Raw genomic sequence first — 17680 nt, forward strand, 5'->3', positions numbered from 1 at the left:
ATGTGGATGGCTGTATAATGCGCGACTTAAAATTAACAGGGCATTTAATTGTGAACCGTCGTAAAAAAATCGTCACTAAATTTCAAAAAAAAGACAAGCGTACTAACGCAAAGCTACACAAAAGCAACAAACCTGCTTATGTGTCAAAAGCCGAACGAGAAAAACTTGAGCAGCAAGATAATACTGCGCAAATAATTGATGAAAATAGCCAAGAGCAGGAATAACCTGCCCTTGTTGATTAGTATAATGCAATTAAAATACGTAGCTTACGCCCATATTAAATGAACGCCCCTGCCCTGCGAGTTGCTCAAAACGATTACTACTTCCCTGTTTAATCTGAGCAATACTCACTCCGCCAAGCGGTAATTGATAGTATTCATCAAATAAGTTTGTAACTTCTGCGCTGAGCGTTAAATTCCCCCACGATGCTTTTGAATTCAAATTTACTAAACTGTAACTGCTTGTTTGGTTCTCAAAGCGGTTATTATCTATACGCGTTTTAGTATCAACCCATTGCCACGATAATGTATTTTCAAAGCGCCCTAGTTGCTGGTTAATAGCAAACTCGGTTTGCAGTGGTTTTATTTGATAAAGCGGCTGGTTAGTATCGTCGCGATTGCCTCTGGTATTGGTAACTTTCGCTTTTAATTGCCAGTTACCTAACTGCTTAGATTTATAAATGTTAGCGGTTAAGTCTAATTTAACGCCATATAAAGTGGCATCTACATTGGTAAATTTGAGCACATTACGTGTAGTGTCCTCTAAACCAAAGCGATTGAAGGGCCTAATAATATCAGCGTCAATATAATCTGTAATATTGGTATACCAAACATTAGCACTAATACGCCAGTCATCTTCTTTTGCCGATTTAATATACGTCGAACTAAATGTATGCGCCGTTTCAACAGCTAAGTTAGGATCGCCAATATAACCATTTGCATCACCGTACCAACCAATCATAGTGGTCGCCATGTTGCTTACTCCCCAACTGTATCGCTCGTACAAATTGGGCGCTCTATTTTTACGAGCAAGACCAAACTGAAGCTCATCATTATTTGTTATTTGATAATTAAGCAATAAGCTAACATCAACGACCGTATCTGTTTTAGCTCTATCACTGGCATTAAACTCAATAGCTGCAGTGGCATTATTTGGCTGCATAGGCATAGAGTTCATTGTGCCCATATTCATCATAGGCATGCCATTGTTGTATCCCTGCACTTCACCTGCATTTGTGCTTATATTTTCAATTCGTACACCAGTGTTTAGCCACCATTGTTTGTTTAACTGACTCTCATATTCAGCAAATACAGCAATACGCTCGCGTTTGCCATTATTTATATTTACGTACTCGTTTGGCCCCATCATCATTGACCCTTCAACAGCTGGCCACCAATCATTAATACTGTAATGATAATATTCTTGACCGAGTAAAATACTGCTGTTTTGATCAAGCGCAATGCGCCACTTTAGTTGCGAGCTTATATCTTGGGCATCGGTTTTCATTGGCATCATGCCTGTTTTTTCTGCACTGAAAAATCCCATTTCGTGCTTTACGCTGTGCCAATTTAACTGTGCTTCAAGCTCACTGTTTTCAAAAGAGCGTTTATATTGAGCTATAGCACCGTAACTGGTGTTATCGGTCATATCCATATATTGATTTACAAATCCCTGATACGGGATTTTTTGATGACTTAGCTTAAGTACAAACTGTTGTTTTTCATCACGTATTGCCGCAGTTAAATTGTGGTTTTGTACGCGATATAATGTATCGAACACTAAATCGCCATTACCATCGTCGTAGCTTTTCGCGTCACTAAAAGCACCTTGATAATTAAAGCTAACAGTATCACTGGCAACACGCGCTCCCATACCCAATTTACGGCCATTACCCAAGCTGTTGTACTGCGCCGACACATAACCTGAATGCCAACTAAGGCCGTTATTTTCGTTATACTGCGCAGAAATAGAATTTACGCTTATTACACCTGCAATATTATCGCCACCAGCACTCACTGGCGATATACCCGCAACGACGTTGTAAGCGGTAATTTGATTTGCAGAAATATAAGAAAGGGGTGGATTCATATGGTTAGCACACGCAGCGGTTACATCAGCGCCATCAACACGCACTTTTATTCTATCGCCCATTAAACCGTTTAAAATGGGTAAATTTGACACCCCACCTGCCGCTGAAAAATCCACACCTAAATCACTTAATAGTGATTCTGACGAGCCAAGCGCTAAATGTTTATTTTGCACATGACCGTGTACTTCAATTACTTCCAACAACGTGTCGTCGGCAAATACTGTGGGTGATAACACACCGCTAATTAGAAGTGCGAGGGGAGTTAGTAAATATGTTTTTTTAATTTTTCTTTTATAAACCATTTTAATTTATGCCACTGTAATAATTGGCATAAATTATAGTACGTACGGTTAAAGCAAAAGCGCGACAAATTGTCGCACTTTATCAGTTTTAATCACTTAACGACGCCATATCAATGACAAAACGGTATCGAACGTCTGACTTTTCCATGCGTTCGTACGCGGTGTTAATTTCATCAATGTTGATCATTTCACACTCTGGGAGTACGTTGTTCTCGCCACAGAAATCGAGCATTTGCTGCGTTTCTGCTATACCACCAATCAACGATCCTGCAATTCGGCGACGTCCCATTAATAGGGGGACCGTATTTACTTCATCCACAGGACCCACTTGGCCAACGATAACTAAAGTACCATCAACATCAAGTAGCGGTGTATAAATAGACAAATCATGCTTTACGGGCACGGTATCGATAATAACGTCAAAAGCAGATTGCGCCCCTTTCATTTCATCGTCATTTGATGATACTAAGTAATGGTCTGCACCTAATTTCACTGCGTCTTCTTTTTTAGACTCACTACGACCGACAACTGTAACCGTTGCCCCCATAGCAACTGCATTTTTAACAGCCATATGACCAAGTCCACCCAGACCTACAACAGCAACTCGACTACCTTTTTTTACACCCCATTTATGAAGTGGAGAGTACGTTGTAATACCTGCGCACAGTAGCGGTGCAACGCGTGAAAGATCTAGGTTTTGTGGTACCGAAAGTACAAACTCTTCCCGTACAACCACGTGTTTTGAGTAACCGCCTTGAGTCATGTCGCCATTGACTCTGTCTTTACCTGCATAAGTACCTACCATGCCCTCTCGGCAAAACTGCTCTTCGTCGTTATCACACTGATCGCAGCTTTTACACGAATCAACCATACAACCAACAGCAACCGTGTCGCCTTGCTTATATTTTTTTACGTCGTTACCTACCGACAGTACTTTGCCTACAATTTCATGTCCAGGAACTAACGGATAATCACTGCCACCCCAATCATTTCGGACGGCGTGTAAGTCTGAATGGCATACGCCACAGTATAAAATTTCAATTTCTACATCGTTATTTCGTAAATCGCGGCGCTCAAAAGAAAACTCTGTGAGTTCAGAACCTTGGCTTTTTGCTGCATATCCTACTGTTTTCATAATAACTCCATAGTTGTTAAAAATTTAAATCATCAACAGTATGCTACATCCGCTGTGAATAGAAACTGACAATACAAAATAGACATAAAAAAGCCCGAACATTGCTCGGGCTTTTTATTACTTTGACTAAAAATGCGCTACTTCGTTAGCTCTGCATTTATCTCGTTAATTAGTGTATGAATACGCTGTGCATTTTTTCCGAGATCACTTCGCCCTACACGTGATTTACTACGAATATCAACAAAGCGTTGACTACCTTCATCATTGACTCGCACAACCACATCGTCTTTAAAACCAAACCATGTTGTTGTATCTGTTGCCTCTACAAGCCCTGAGCTAGCATCAACATTAACAAGCTCCCAACCTAAATTTTCAACCGCTTGCTCTGTAGCTACGATTAAATCAGCTTTTGATTGAACAAAGTTTAATGTAGCTAGTTCAGGGTAAGCTTTACGTTGTTGATTTGCGGTTTCTTCACCCGCATAAGCCACTGGGTTTGGTGCATCAGCACGAAGTGGTACAATAGCAACAAACTTAGGCGGATTAACTAAGTCGGTAGAAATGTCATGTATTGGCGGTACGCTTTTAGCTGTACTCATCATATTTAAAGGCATAGCAATGGCAATCGCCGAAAATACAACCGCAATCGCTGTACTACCAAATGTTACTGTTTTACGCATAAATATAACTTGCAGTAAAAGCAGCGCAAGCGCAGCGCCACCGGCATAAACAGCAAACCGAAAACCTGTAAATGCAGTTCCTAGTTCTACAATACCAAACTTATATAAAGGGCCTGGTAGTACAACCAATAAAAAGGCGATTAAGCTCACCAAACTTACTAATATTTTCATCAAATTGCTCCGCTACTGTGTGATTGTTATTTTTAAACAGTTTAATACTGTTAATAAATATTTTTAGATTACTATTAGCGACTAATTACACAAAAAAGTCCAATGTTGTGTGATCAAAATGATATAAGTTTGAAGAAACACCTACAAGTTCAGAGTGCGCCACATAGTGACTAAACTGTAAAACTTACAATTTAGCCCTTTATTTTTACCAGACATTGATCAGACCAATTTCAAAAATTTCGATTTAATTTAAACGCTTAATTCTCTTTAATTTGATAAAATAACATCTCAACTTTGAGGTGTATATGAATCTAAAAATCAAACGGTTAGACCATCACGGTATTGTTTCAGGTATTATAGAAGACTTAAAAATTGTCAGCCTTTTAGATCAATACTTACCTCAAGACGATAAACAAGAAATCACCCCCGGTGAAGCTGTAAAAGGCATGATCATGAATGGACTCGGTTTTGCCAATCGACCTTTATCACTCAGCCCTCAATTTTTTACTAACTTGCCTCTTGAACATTTATTTCGTGAAGGGGTTCAAGCATCACATTTTAATCGTCACAAACTTGGTAGAACTCTCGATCAATGCTTCGAGTTTGGCTGTGAAAGCTTATTTTCATTAGTCTCCGGACAAGCATGTGAAATAGAGCAAGTTGATAAAACCTTTGAATCACTTGATACAACGAGTCATTCACTGACAGGTGAATATGCTTTTGATGATGGAGATAGTGATGAAAATGTCATTAAAATTACTCATGGCTATAGCAAGGCTCACCGTCCTGATTTAAAACAAGTCGTACAAGAAATCATTGTTAGCCAAGATGGTGGGATCCCGCTTGCATGTAAAAACTGGGATGGTAACAGCGCAGACACCGCTATTTTTAAAGCGCGAAGTAAGGCGCTTGTTGATGAGTTCACAAAAAGCCAAGCTCCTAAATACCTTGTGGCAGACTGTAAACTTTATCATAAAAGTAATGCTGAGTTTTTAACCAAAATTCAATTTCTCACGCTAGTACCTTCAACAATTTCTCTTGAAAAATCCTCTATAAGTACAGCCATAGCAGCCAACCAATGGGTTAATATTGATGATAATTATCAATATGTTATTGAAGAGGTTGATCATATGGGGATAGAGCAAAGATGGATGATTATTTATTCAAAAGCAGCTAATAGCCGAGCACAAAAAAGCATTGTTCGACAAGTTGAGCGAGCACACACAGGCATCAAAAAAGACCTCTTCCATTTACAAGCTCAACGTTTCGCTTGTCAAACTGACGCACAACGCGCATTAGATAAATTAGCGAAAAAGATGAAGCATCATCAAATAGCGACTCAGCAATTTATTAAGCATAAAGTCTATGAAGGTAAAGGGCGACCTAAAAAAGATGCGCCAGTAAAAAATATTGAATGGCAAATCACGGCAGAAATTGAAGAAAACGAAACCGCAATAAAACAGATTGTAGAACAAAAGTCATGCTTCGTATTAGCAACGAATATTGATAAAGAAGCCCTTTCACCAGTAGGTTTACTTAAGCATTACAAAGCACAATCTGAAGTAGAAAAAGGGTTTAGGTTTTTAAAAGACCCCTTGTTTTTTGTTTCATCATTATTTATCAAAAAGCCAAGTAGAATAGATGCTCTGTTGATGGTGATGACACTTTCATTGTTAGTTTATTCAATTGCGCAAAGACGAATGAGAGCGAATATGAAAAAAGAAAAAGCCACGATCGCGAATCAAATCAATAAAGAAATATCTAACCCAACATTACGTTGGGTCTTTCAGTGTTTTGAGGGAATTAATCTACTCCAGCAAGGCGACAAAATCAGCTTGGATGGTTTTGATGAGTTCAGGGAAAAAATAATAAGGCTCATTGGTGGACATGCGTTGAATTTATATAAAATCCAAAAAGTTGCCTAGGGGTCTGATCAATGCCTGTTTTACCATTGAAACTTGACTATCTCTATAAAATGCACACACTGCGGGGGTAAAAATAGTCAGAGCTTTATTATTTATGAAAACAGAAATTAGCTATCGTTTTGAATCATCACAAATTGCTAACCGATTTGTGCATATGCTAAAAAATTGGCCAGTAAACGAGGTAAAAACTCGCTTATTTAATGGTGGGGATAGTGTTAAAGTAACTTATAAGTCTGATGAAGGCGGATTTGATTACACTTCAGCTGAACTTGACGACTTAGCAGAAAAACATGGCGGAAAAGAAGTCTAAACTTTAACAATAATAACTAAAGGCAGCCCTATGAAAAATAAAACTCTAAGTTTATTTGCAATAATATGTTTAACCATTAGCGCTTTTAGCTACGCAGAAAAGGTTAAAATTGAGCCTTTTAGCATTGGCGAAATCCTGACACTTAATTCAACAACACTTAGCCAGCAACGCATTATAAACGTGTACCTGCCAAATAGTTACCAACAGAATACAGAAAAACATTACCCCGTTATTTACTTGCTTGATGGCTCAAAAGATGAAGACTTTATCCATATTGCAGGGCTTGTACAATTTGCCTCTTTTTCGTCGATAAATCACATGCCTGAAAGCATTGTTGTGGGTATTGCGAATATAGATCGTAAACACGATTTAACGTCAGCAAGTAGTCACCCGCTTGATATAAAAGATTTACCAACGCATGGCGGCTCAAAAAAGTTTATTCATTTTATAAACGATGAACTACGCCCGCTAATTAATAAAACATACCGCACAAACTCAACGAATACTTTAATTGGTCAGTCGCTCGGCGGGCTATTTGCCACCGATATTTTATTTAATCATACAGCTATGTTTAATCATTACGTAATAATTAGTCCAAGCTTATGGTGGGCCGATAATGAGTTACTAAACGGCCCTTTTGAACCAAAAACTTTTCCACAATCGGTTTATATTGGCGTTGGTAAAGAAGGCGAACTAATGGAAGGTCTAGCAAGACAATTACACAAAAAAATAGCGCCTATTCTTAACAAAAAAAGCCAAGTGCAATTTAAGTATTTTGAAAACCTAGATTATACCGAAACTCTACACTTAGCTGTTTACGATGCTTTTAAAAAAGTCAATTACCACCCAAAAAAATAGCTAAAATAAATAACTTTACGGTATAGTCGTTAATCTGAACTCTAGTTAAGAGATTTTTAGTGAAAACAAGGCGAATTTACGTGTCAATAGCGGGCCTATTGCAAGTAAATTCAACGCAGTTACCGCTGAAAATAACTGCTTGAGATAGATTTATTATTCAGAGTTCAGGTTAAAGCGTCGAAGAGATCGATATCTCCTTCGTCAAATCTAAACTGAGCAATGCAAGGGCTTCTTCCACAGTATTTAACACTTTTATTAGCTGTATCTCTTGTTTACCTACACATAACCAGTTTCGACTCAACATCACTAAATGCATTCAGAGCAACTTGACCATAAGCAGATATCGCGGCACGTTGTTGTGCATTAGTAACATCTATTTACGCTTTGAGGCACCGCCCCTTTTACTTGCAATCGAACTAAGTCAACAATCCGTTCAAGATTACCCCAGACTGCTTGATAATATAAGTCTGGATATCCGCATTAATGGCGGCAAAGTAAGAAGATACAATGTTTGCTGCAAGTGAATACTACGCAAATCGGCAATCACCGCCTAGGAAGAAGCTTGTGCCGTATACCTTTGTGAGCGTAATCGCCCCAAAATCAAGTGCCCAAAAGACCTAAAGCGTTCTTCTACTTGAATCGACAACAGCACTTTGCTGCCCCTGTGGACCTAAGAATACTTCCAATCCCAACTTGGGTTTTAGCACTGCAGTGGCTTGTCGAAACAATACACTGGACTCTGCAATTATACCAATTCACTTAATTAAGTGATCTATTTTGAGGTAAGAAAATCGTGTCGATAACAAGGCAAAAATTTCGTTATTTAGTGTTCTATATCAGAAATTTTTAACGCAGTTAGCGTCAGATTTAATCCCTCAAATTAATTAAGTATTATTACTAACTGATATTACTGCGGCCAAGGCCTGTAGTTCTCGATTATATTGCTATGCTTCAGAACCAGTGCTGAGAGTATCGGATCATCAGATTGCTCACCCTGCCAGCTGTATCTTTCAACTCGACACGCTCAATCACTGTGGTGGAGACACCCTTGCCGCTTGCTATATGATGTCAGTTCCAAATTTAGGCGTGGCGCACGCGCCGAGTCCGAATGCAATGACACTCAAGATCATTATTCTCCAAACAAGGTACTTGAAGTCACTTATTTATCTGCATTGAGCTTGCTACTCATTGGATTTTCCTCACTTTCTTGTTCTATATTATCCGGTGTCAATAATAAGAACAGGCAAGGCACTATAAGTAAGGCAAGAAAGGTCGCAAACAACAAGCCGCTGATAACAGTGGTTGATAGCGGTAGCCACATTTCCTGACTGATAGCTAAAGGAATGAGACCAACGATAGTCGTTACACTAGTAGTGACTATCGGGCGAAGACGATCGGCTGCGCCATGTGCAGCCGCCTCTACAACACTTTTCCCTTTTTTAATATAACTATTCATTGTATTGATCATAATAATAGTGTCATTTACGACTATACCAATCAAAGCAATGATACCCACCATTGCCATAAAGGAAAATGGCAATTGCATAACGAAAAAACCGAAGAAGGTTCCAGTTAACGCCAGTGGAATGGCTGACATGATCACAAATGGCTGCTTGAAGCTATCGAATTGCAGTGCGAGCAGCGCAAACACCAAAAATAAAGCCAGAACTAACATTTTTCCAGCCGAACCAAATGCTTCCTCACTGGCTTCAGCTTCACCAGCAATCTTTACACGATAGCCAGAAGGCCAATGCTGCTTAAGATTATCTAAGCGTGGTTTTAAATCTGCGAGTATTTCGCCGGCGGTGCGCCCATCAGTTTTAGCCATTACCATCAATGCTCGCTCTCCGTTTTTGTGCAATATTGATAAAGAGGATTCTTCTAGACGCCAATCAACTACCGATGGCAATGGCACACCACGACCACTCTGCGTAATAATATTTAACAAATAAAGCTCGCTCATGGTCGTTGGTCCACCCAAAGCGCCGTCACGGCTCGGCCAAGCGTAGCCCATACGAATCGGTAGATCTTCTTGTACGCCACCGCGAACAAATTTATTTACTTCATCACTGTTCATCATATAACGTATTTGCTCAGAAACATCTGCTGCAGTTAGCCCGTAAAAATTCAATGCTTCTCGATTTGGATAGGCACGAAGATCCATTTTTGGTACGCCGTAATTATCGCGAACATCGGAAGTGCCCAGAATAGTTCGAAGTTCAGCGGCAACTGATTGTGCTAACTGTCTCAGTATTGTCATGTCCTCACCAATAATTTCGATCTGAATGGGATCCTCAGCCGAAGCTCCACCAAGTTGCGGCGAAAAGAATGCCTGCCCCCCTGGGCATGCTAACATAGCAGCCTCAACGTCTTGACGAATCTCCGGCACATACTTATAAAGTGGTAATTTTCGATCTTTTTTAAGAATAAAAGTGGTCGAGAATCCAACAAGGTAATTACCGCTCGTTGGCGATAATTGATCCGTCGTTGAGACAAGCGTAAACGGACTTTTTTCGCCTACATGTTTGGTCACATTTTGAATATATGCTTTGTTAACAAGCTGCTCACCTACAGCATCCGCGCAACGTTGGGACGTCGCGAGAGACGCATCTGGTGAGAGTTCAATAGTGATACCCATAGAGCGACCATCCCCCTTAGGCGACAATTCGGTTGGTAGTGTACTAAATAGAGCATACCCTAGTACGAAGATACTAGTGGCAACTCCAACCGCAACCCACGCATTCCTGCGACTAGATAAAAATCGCCGACGTAATAGGTCGGCTAGTTTTTCACTGTAAACCTCAGTAAAGTTATCCATACGGGTCTTCTTCGCTTTATGCTTTTCTAGCACAAATCGAGACAAAGGAACGGCAATAAATATTGAGACAAGATAGCTCATGACTAAACACGCTATAGCGGTTACCGGCATCTGCCGGATAAATTTCCCTTCAATGCCTGCTATACCCATCAACGGTGCCATAGCAAGGATCGTCGTCAGACTGCCAGTTAATGACGGTAAAGCATAGGTCTTGATGGTAGCGATGGCTGCCTCATCGAAATGCATTCCACGGACATAAATATTTTCGTGCATACCTTCCATCATCAGAATGAAGTCGTCCACTAATAGCCCAAGCGCCAACACCATGCCTATGATTACGATTTGATTCAATGAATAACCGAGCGCGAACACAATGATCAGTGCACCAGCGAAAGTTATTGGGATCGCGAGGCCGGCGACGAGCGCTTCTCGCCAAGTTAGGCTAATCAGTAGTATGGTAAACACAGCCAACATGGCTTGCCACCCGTTATTAAAAATATTGCGTAGGTCAGTATTGATATATATCGATTCATCCGCAACCACTGTTGTTTGCAATCCAGTAGGCCAGCGGGCCGTTGCCTGTTGCCGTGCGACCACCCGTTCAATGGCCTTAATGGTCTTGATCACGTCGGAGCCCGGCCGCTTAGTCAGCGTAATATCAATCGCCTGATGAAACTCACCACCGCTCGTTGCGAAAAAAGTGCGGCTGTGCTCCTGCTCAGGCCCACGTTTAATCTCTGCAAGCTCACTCAACAAAATAGTTCGCCCACTTTGTGCATTACCAACAGGCAAGTTGCGGATGTCTTCTACATCACGAAATCGCCCTAGAAATCGAAAACCAGCACCGATTTCTTCACCATCAAAATCTCCTAAAGGCAAATCGAGACTAGCTTGATCCAGCACCTGACGAAGCGTGTTTGGCGAAATTCCATAGGCAGCTAATCGTGCCCCTAATAGCCGAATTTGAATAACCTCATCACGCTCCCCCGAGACTGAGACTTTATTGACCCCAGAAGTTCGCTCAAGCTCTCGCTTTAAATCCTCAGCAACACCAGCTACAACCGCTAGATCAATATCACCCGACAGGCGAATACTGTAGATGGGTGTATCATTGATAGAAGCTTCAACAATAGTCGGCTTTTTTGCTGCACGAGGAAGTTCACCTTCGGCGGCAGCCACCTTTGCACGCAGCCGCGTCATCGCATCAACCTGTTTAACATCTGGCCTGAATTCAGCCACGATGAGCGAAAAACCGGCATAAGATCCGCTTTGAAGACGCTTTAATCCTTTAATACTCTTCAGCTTTTTCTCTATTTTATTGGTAATTTCTTGCTCAATTGATTGTGGATCACCACCAGCCCACTCGGTAAATACAATGCCCACACCTATTTCAAGATCCGGCGTAGTCTCCTTAATAAGATTCGAATAAGCGATGATCCCACCCAAAACCAAAGCGAATACAGCTAGTCGTGCGAAGGTATTCTTTACAAAGAATGTGTGCGCAAGTGAAAATGCCCCGTTCATTGTTGCTTCTTATTTATCGATGCGGCCTGACGCACAGTCATTCCTGATGCTAACCGAAAGCGCCCTTTTGTCACTACCTGTTCATCAGGCAACAATCCGGACAGTACCTCCATGCCTTTGAAGCCTCCGATACCTAATTTTAATAATCGCCGCTCAACTTTATTCGTCTCAGAATCAAACACGAAGGCATATGCTGTTTGATTTCGGTAGACCAGCGCCTCCATTGGTATAATCACCGCATCATCACGTCGGGAGACTTCGATCCAAACAGTGACATACCCGCCGTCAGCTAGGCGCTCTATCGTTTCATTCGTAACAACTCGCGCACGGATCGCCCGAGATCCTGGATCTACTGCGGGACTAACCGATGCAACGCGTGCCGGTGTTAATAAATCACTAAAACTGTCAGGCGTACTCTCTGAGTTGAAACCTCTTTGTTGTACTGAAGCAAGTGTGCCTTCATCGAGAATATAGGCAAGTTGATCTGAGCGCACGCACCTGCCATCCACGACAGGTAATTCGACAACAATCTCGAACGCATTTGGATCAATTACGACTATTGGCGCCGTCCGCACTGCTGCTTGGTCAGATGTTGTATCGAATTGCGCTAGAGACACATATTGACCTTCTCTAATATTTACAAACGACACAACACCATCGAAAGGTGCACGGATCTGTAACTGACGAAGCCCTGCAGTGACGCGTTCCAAGCGCGCCTCAGTGCCTCTCACGTCTGCAAGCGCCTGTTCATGTGCCGTTTCAATTGCCTCAAATCGACTGATTTGAATAACATCGCCAACGCGCAATCGTCTTGCTCGGTCCAGTTCCTTTTTAGCGTTAGCAAGGGTTGCCCTACTGGTATCAAGTTCAGCCCGAGCAGCACGAGCCGTAGCATCCTCAATACGTCGATCCAGTTCAGCGAGTAACTCTCCATTATTGACCGAGTCCCCTTCACGCAGCGGACCACCGTCATTGTTAGATTTCAAAAAATTAACACGCCCGCCAGACTCAAATAACAAGAAATCCCGACGAATTGCTCGTGAATTGCCATCGGCGAACACAAACTCGCTTAAAGACCCTCGAGTAACAGCAGCAATTTCAACGGCAAGAGCCGCACGAGTCGCCGATCCATCATTCGTTTCACCTTGTTTTTTTTGTGCCCGTGCTATTGAGCTGCCGACAAGAATAACCATCAAGCCTAATAATGCGTAAAACAGTCGGTTAAAATAGGCATTTTTCATCTTATAAGTCCTTTTTATTAGCCTGCAACCTTTCGCATAATGGCTTCTATCGGTCCGCGCTTAAAGTAACGTGACCACAATAAAGCGTAGACTGTAGCAATTAAGCAAAACAGCAGCGCCGCCATAACCGCCGTCGACAAGTTTTGCTCACCCAACATACCTAATCCTTCCAGCACGCCCATACCAATCAAAATATGGGCAATGTAAAGTGTGAGAGTTTGTCGACCAGCGGGTGTCACGATCCGCATAATGCCTATTCGACTAAACAAGCTTGCAAAACGCAGACAAAAGCCAACTATGAACGAAGCAACACCCAAGCCTGCTATCATATACAGAGGCATAGGAGGTACCGGTGCAGTGGTTGCAAATACGGCAAGTTCGGGATGAATGCTAAAGAGAATGTTTGTTAAATTGGTGCCCACAAACTCCGCAGATACAAAGGCAACGGCTCCAAATAATATAAGTCGATTTTGTGTCGATGCCTGCGATAGCGATATTCTACTAAGAGCTATACCAAACAGTAAGAAGCCAAGCCAAGGAATGACTGGATGCCAACCATTGAAAAATAGGTTTCGTATAAATCCCGCTGGTGTCCATAAGTCGGTATAGCTGTAATCATCCCAGTTCCAACCAAGGTCATAGTCAAAAGCTAATACCATAGCTACGAACACGACGTTAAGCAGCACAATACTGGCAAGAAGCCAACGCGATTTAGTCGTTAACATCATTACACCAAACAAAAAATAGAGGGCGTAGTAGTGTAAAATGTCTGCATCAAATATAAGAGAGTTGAGAAGACCAATAACAAACAGAAACACCGCACGTTTGAGTGTTACAATGACCGTTTGACTATACTCACTGCGAAGTGCAGCCAGTCCTAGGCCTATACCCGCCAGAGTTACAAAGGTGGCCGCTGCTCTACCTTCGATCGCAATCGTTAGCAAACTAAGAATACCAGCACCATCGTCAGCCCCCATCGCAATCTTAAAGTTGATAATAACCATACCGACGAAGGCAATGAACCTAGCAAGGTCTAAGCCTTCAAGACGTGTTGAGTGTATTTCAGTCATAGCGATACCCTGAATATTTGTAGAAGCCAACAAGATTCATACCTCCAAGATGCCTATGTTTTTGTAATCGCATTTTGCACCTCCATATATATGAATATTCAATCATAAAGTGCTCCAAACAAATTACAATAAAACGAGTGTTCGCTTTATCGTAACTTTATAATTGAGCAGATATTTCACTGATAAAGATTTTAAAAGTCTTATGTCTCAAAGATCTGCCTATTTGATTACCCATTCGAATTTAGTATTTAACGATCTTTTGGGGTATCTTCCTCAGGTTTATTCTTTTGAGGAATGAATTCCAAAAACCAAAAAAACCAAAGTAAATTAATTAAAACGAACCAGTTGCCTGTTCCTTGAAAAAAGTCAATTATTACTGGTAATTTATAAAAACCAATAAACCCCAAAAAACCTAGCCACCAATATTTTTTCATTAAAGCCTCTTTAAAATTTCAATATTATAAGTCGTAAATACCTAACTGATATATTTAAATACTTATGCTAACTCAACCAATTACTAAACTTAGTAAAACTGTATTATGTAAGCCTTTTGGGCCTACTTTTTCAAAATCAGATAAGCCGCTGCCAACATTTCGTTTCTTATGTGATTTACTTCAGTTTTAACATTGTAATTATCAACACGGCTAGCATTTACAGTACTGCCGTAATATTTGACCTAATTTAGATTCTTAGCCAAGCTCACCAATTCAAGTATTTAGTTTGTTTTATTACATACCAACTCTAGAAAAAATAAGCGATATTTAAGATTAGCAGAAAGTCCACATTTCATTATTAAAACGAGAAAACACATAGATAAGCTTAAAGAAAATCACTCTAAAAAACTGTAAGGGACTGTAAGGAATTAGGGCTTGTTGATCTTTCGAGGTTGAATTTACAGCTGTATGTTTGGTTTTTAGGCTAGGTAGCGCTTATGTACCGTAACTATTCCCCGTAAATAGGCGGATAACGACGCATAAATGCCAAACATGCGCTGCCCGAAGGATTCTGCCTAGGGGCAGTTTACTCTTTGTTGCCTACATGGATGTCATAGGTAAGATCTTAAGAAATTGAGTTGAAGCTCAATTCACGACCAATTTGAACAAAAAACAAGCTAACAAGAGTCGTTGGGTATTGGTCTAAAAAAGAAAAAAACATACATTTTTGGTCACTAATTTATCTATTGATGAATTTACAGCGACTGAAATAGACAAATTATATAGGTTATGCTGGCAGCGTTGAATTACTTTTTAAAGAATATAAGTTTTATAATAATTTACGTGGCTTTCAAACATCAAACGCAACCTTACAAGAAGCGCTAATTTATGTAAGTTTAATAGTAACCACGCTTAAAATGTTATTAACTTTTTGTATTAAAAAGATATTAAAAATTTAAATATCTACAACGACAGTAGCAAAAACAACGGGAGCTTGGTGGATTAACATCCACCAGCGATTATTAGGAAGCATAGGAAAGGATTGTTAAATGCAATTAACGGAGCATTTGACTTTCTGAGAGAAAATGCAGCTAGGGCGCACCCCAAACGCGATCGAAAAAAACAGGAGTATTTAAGTATAGGATAGAGCCAAATTTTTAAGGCTTTACTTAAGATTTTTCTTAAGTACCTACCTATGACACGGATGTAAGTAAGGGGCGTGAGCAGGACACAGAAGCTTTGCTCGGTCTTTACTTATTCTTACAGGGATGTAAGCCATTAGAGTAACGTAGGAGCAGTTACCAACTGCCCACTAGGCTACACACCTCGCGCCGCGATTAGATGCCTATTAAGACAATAATATTAACGCCAAACACCCCATTTTCCAGTCGTTCCAGGTACCTCCCCTCTAGTCCACCACTGTGCAGTCCATGTTTTACCATTATAAGTCACAGTGTCTTTCGCTATATAAGTTTCACTTGCATTCCATAGTGTTGGGTCTACAGGTTCAACCGAGTCTACTGATTCGACCACAAAAGAGTACACTTCTTCATCCGACACATTATCACTAGTAACTACTAACTTAAATGTCAGTTCTTGACGTGTATTAGGAAGGTTTTCTGTATTAATAATAAGTTCATTATTTGAACCAACCGTTGTATCAACAGCAAGGCCGCTAATTTGTGTCCATTGAATATCAGTTATTTCCCCCTGACTTTCATTATGAGTTAATACAACAAACTCACCGTGTTCCACACTCGCATCATTTAATGCGGTAAGTACTTTAGGTGAAATTACAGCTTGTATGCTCTCATCTGTTGTTGTGATAGAAAATGTCCCCGATGCTCGGGAATTTTTTGAGTTAAAGTAGTTACTGCGTAAATCATTTTTAAAGTACATATAGTGCTTCATTTCTTCATGCCAAGCGCCAATAAATACGTTTCCATCATGGTTAGATTCATACCAACCATTTATTTTAGAAGCCAGTAAACGATCCCAATCGTTTCTGTTATCAGCTGTGATGTCAATTGAAAATGAAGAATGTACTATCCCATTTTTATTTAAGACTTCATAATTTACTGTATCACCTGCTGACACTGAATCTAAATTAACATCGTCAGGAATAAAAGCATCGCCTTGTACTAGATAAGGATCATTCATTTCTGGATCAGGGTCGACTGGCGGAAGTGTCACATCATCATTTACAATTGTAATATCACTACAATTATAAAAGCCTTCTCCAGCAGGATCTATACGTTGCCAGCGCACAAATAAAATGGCATCACCAACACGATCTGTTGGAATAGTCACATTCATGCGGTACTTACCATTGACCGCGACGTTATTGCTTTCCTCTTGAATTAATTCGAGATCTCCCCAAGAAAGCGCCTTAGATAAGTCTGCATTCGGTTTAGTTAAATAAAATTCCCAAAAAGAGGGGTTATGCTGCGCTGTTGCCTTAAATATATATTCAAATGCACCCGCTGTTATCTCTGAGCGAGTCCATCCATCATGGGCTGCGCCCATCCCTTTTTTCTGACTGTCGTTTGCATAACACAAGGTGCCATCAGGAATGGCATTTTTTATTGCTTGAATATTATTAAAGTCAGTGACATTAATAGAGTATTCGTTTCGTTGGACAAATGGGTACGTTCCTGAAATATCTTTGGCCTGTGCGCAAGCAGCATTAGGTGGAGTTCCACTCCATATTCCACCTTGGTCATAGCAAATTGCTTGTCTCGCTGCTGGGTACTCTGACCATCCATGTGACTGAGCAGGAATACTAAATAGGACCAAGGATACTGATGGTAAAATAAGTGAAAATAACGATTTTCTGTACATATTAAACTCCATAACTTTTTAATTGATCATTAAGTGCAAAAATATCCTATAGTAAATAATGCTCGAAAACAGTAAGGGATTGTAAGGCCTTTATGACAATACTAAATAAAATACGATATCTAAAAAATCATACAAATTCATTTGGATAATTGACCAATTCAATGCCATATTTGACTGACTAATGGATAAAAATTTGACAATAGCATAGCCATAGATTCATAAATGCAGAACAAAAGCACTGTTTCTAGTATTTTTGTTCTTAAAAACGGATATATCTCAAGC

The 17680-nt window shown here is 40.4% G+C and carries 12 protein-coding genes; 4 read left to right on the plus strand and 8 right to left on the minus strand.

Annotated features, from left to right (window positions below; all coding sequences use genetic code 11):
- Positions 1-17: 17 nt before the first annotated feature.
- Positions 18-224: a DUF2986 domain-containing protein gene (locus PALI_RS10380; RefSeq protein ID WP_193155785.1), complete on the plus strand. Its 207-nt coding sequence runs from the start codon at positions 18-20 to the stop codon at positions 222-224.
- A gap of 28 nt (positions 225-252) precedes the next feature.
- Here the strand turns inward: PALI_RS10380 and PALI_RS10385 are convergent, their stop codons facing one another.
- The 3 genes from PALI_RS10385 to PALI_RS10395 form a co-directional block, all read right to left on the minus strand.
- Positions 253-2391, minus strand: a complete 2139-nt coding sequence (locus PALI_RS10385) for a TonB-dependent receptor (protein ID WP_193155786.1) — start codon at positions 2389-2391, stop codon at positions 253-255.
- 88 nt (positions 2392-2479) lie between these two features.
- Complete coding sequence (locus PALI_RS10390; RefSeq protein ID WP_193155787.1) at positions 2480-3526, minus strand: NAD(P)-dependent alcohol dehydrogenase; 1047 nt, start codon at positions 3524-3526, stop codon at positions 2480-2482.
- 137 nt (positions 3527-3663) lie between these two features.
- Entirely contained in the window at positions 3664-4377 is a 714-nt protein-coding gene (locus tag PALI_RS10395; RefSeq protein WP_193155788.1) for a DUF1499 domain-containing protein, read from the minus strand.
- Positions 4378-4682: 305 nt separating this feature from the next.
- On the opposite strand from PALI_RS10395, the gene PALI_RS10400 reads away from it, so the two are divergent.
- From PALI_RS10400 to PALI_RS10410, 3 genes are all read left to right on the plus strand, one after another.
- On the plus strand, positions 4683-6302 hold the full coding sequence (locus PALI_RS10400) for an IS1634 family transposase (protein ID WP_193154366.1): 1620 nt from the start codon (positions 4683-4685) through the stop codon (positions 6300-6302).
- 94 nt (positions 6303-6396) lie between these two features.
- Positions 6397-6612: a hypothetical protein gene (locus PALI_RS10405; protein WP_193155789.1), complete on the plus strand. Its 216-nt coding sequence runs from the start codon at positions 6397-6399 to the stop codon at positions 6610-6612.
- Positions 6613-6642: 30 nt separating this feature from the next.
- On the plus strand, positions 6643-7470 hold the full coding sequence (locus tag PALI_RS10410) for an alpha/beta hydrolase (RefSeq protein WP_193155790.1): 828 nt from the start codon (positions 6643-6645) through the stop codon (positions 7468-7470).
- A 1159-nt stretch (positions 7471-8629) separates the two neighbouring features.
- Here the strand turns inward: PALI_RS10410 and PALI_RS10415 are convergent.
- From PALI_RS10415 to PALI_RS10435, 5 genes are all read right to left on the minus strand, one after another.
- Entirely contained in the window at positions 8630-11812 is a 3183-nt protein-coding gene (locus PALI_RS10415) for an efflux RND transporter permease subunit (RefSeq protein ID WP_193155791.1), read from the minus strand.
- On the minus strand, positions 11809-13053 hold the full coding sequence (locus PALI_RS10420; protein WP_193155792.1) for an efflux RND transporter periplasmic adaptor subunit: 1245 nt from the start codon (positions 13051-13053) through the stop codon (positions 11809-11811). Before PALI_RS10420 ends, PALI_RS10415 begins: the two co-directional genes overlap by 4 nt.
- 17 nt (positions 13054-13070) lie before the next feature.
- Positions 13071-14123 (minus strand): DUF418 domain-containing protein, encoded by a 1053-nt coding sequence (locus PALI_RS10425; RefSeq protein ID WP_193155793.1) that lies wholly within the window; start codon positions 14121-14123, stop codon positions 13071-13073.
- Positions 14124-14371: 248 nt separating this feature from the next.
- Positions 14372-14557: a hypothetical protein gene (locus PALI_RS10430; protein ID WP_193155794.1), complete on the minus strand. Its 186-nt coding sequence runs from the start codon at positions 14555-14557 to the stop codon at positions 14372-14374.
- A gap of 1362 nt (positions 14558-15919) precedes the next feature.
- On the minus strand, positions 15920-17398 hold the full coding sequence (locus PALI_RS10435; protein WP_193155795.1) for a lytic polysaccharide monooxygenase: 1479 nt from the start codon (positions 17396-17398) through the stop codon (positions 15920-15922).
- Between the last annotated feature and the right edge of the window lie 282 nt (positions 17399-17680).

Origin of the sequence: Pseudoalteromonas aliena SW19 (genome assembly GCF_014905615.1) — a bacterium.
In the GTDB taxonomy this organism is placed as follows: domain Bacteria; phylum Pseudomonadota; class Gammaproteobacteria; order Enterobacterales; family Alteromonadaceae; genus Pseudoalteromonas; species Pseudoalteromonas aliena.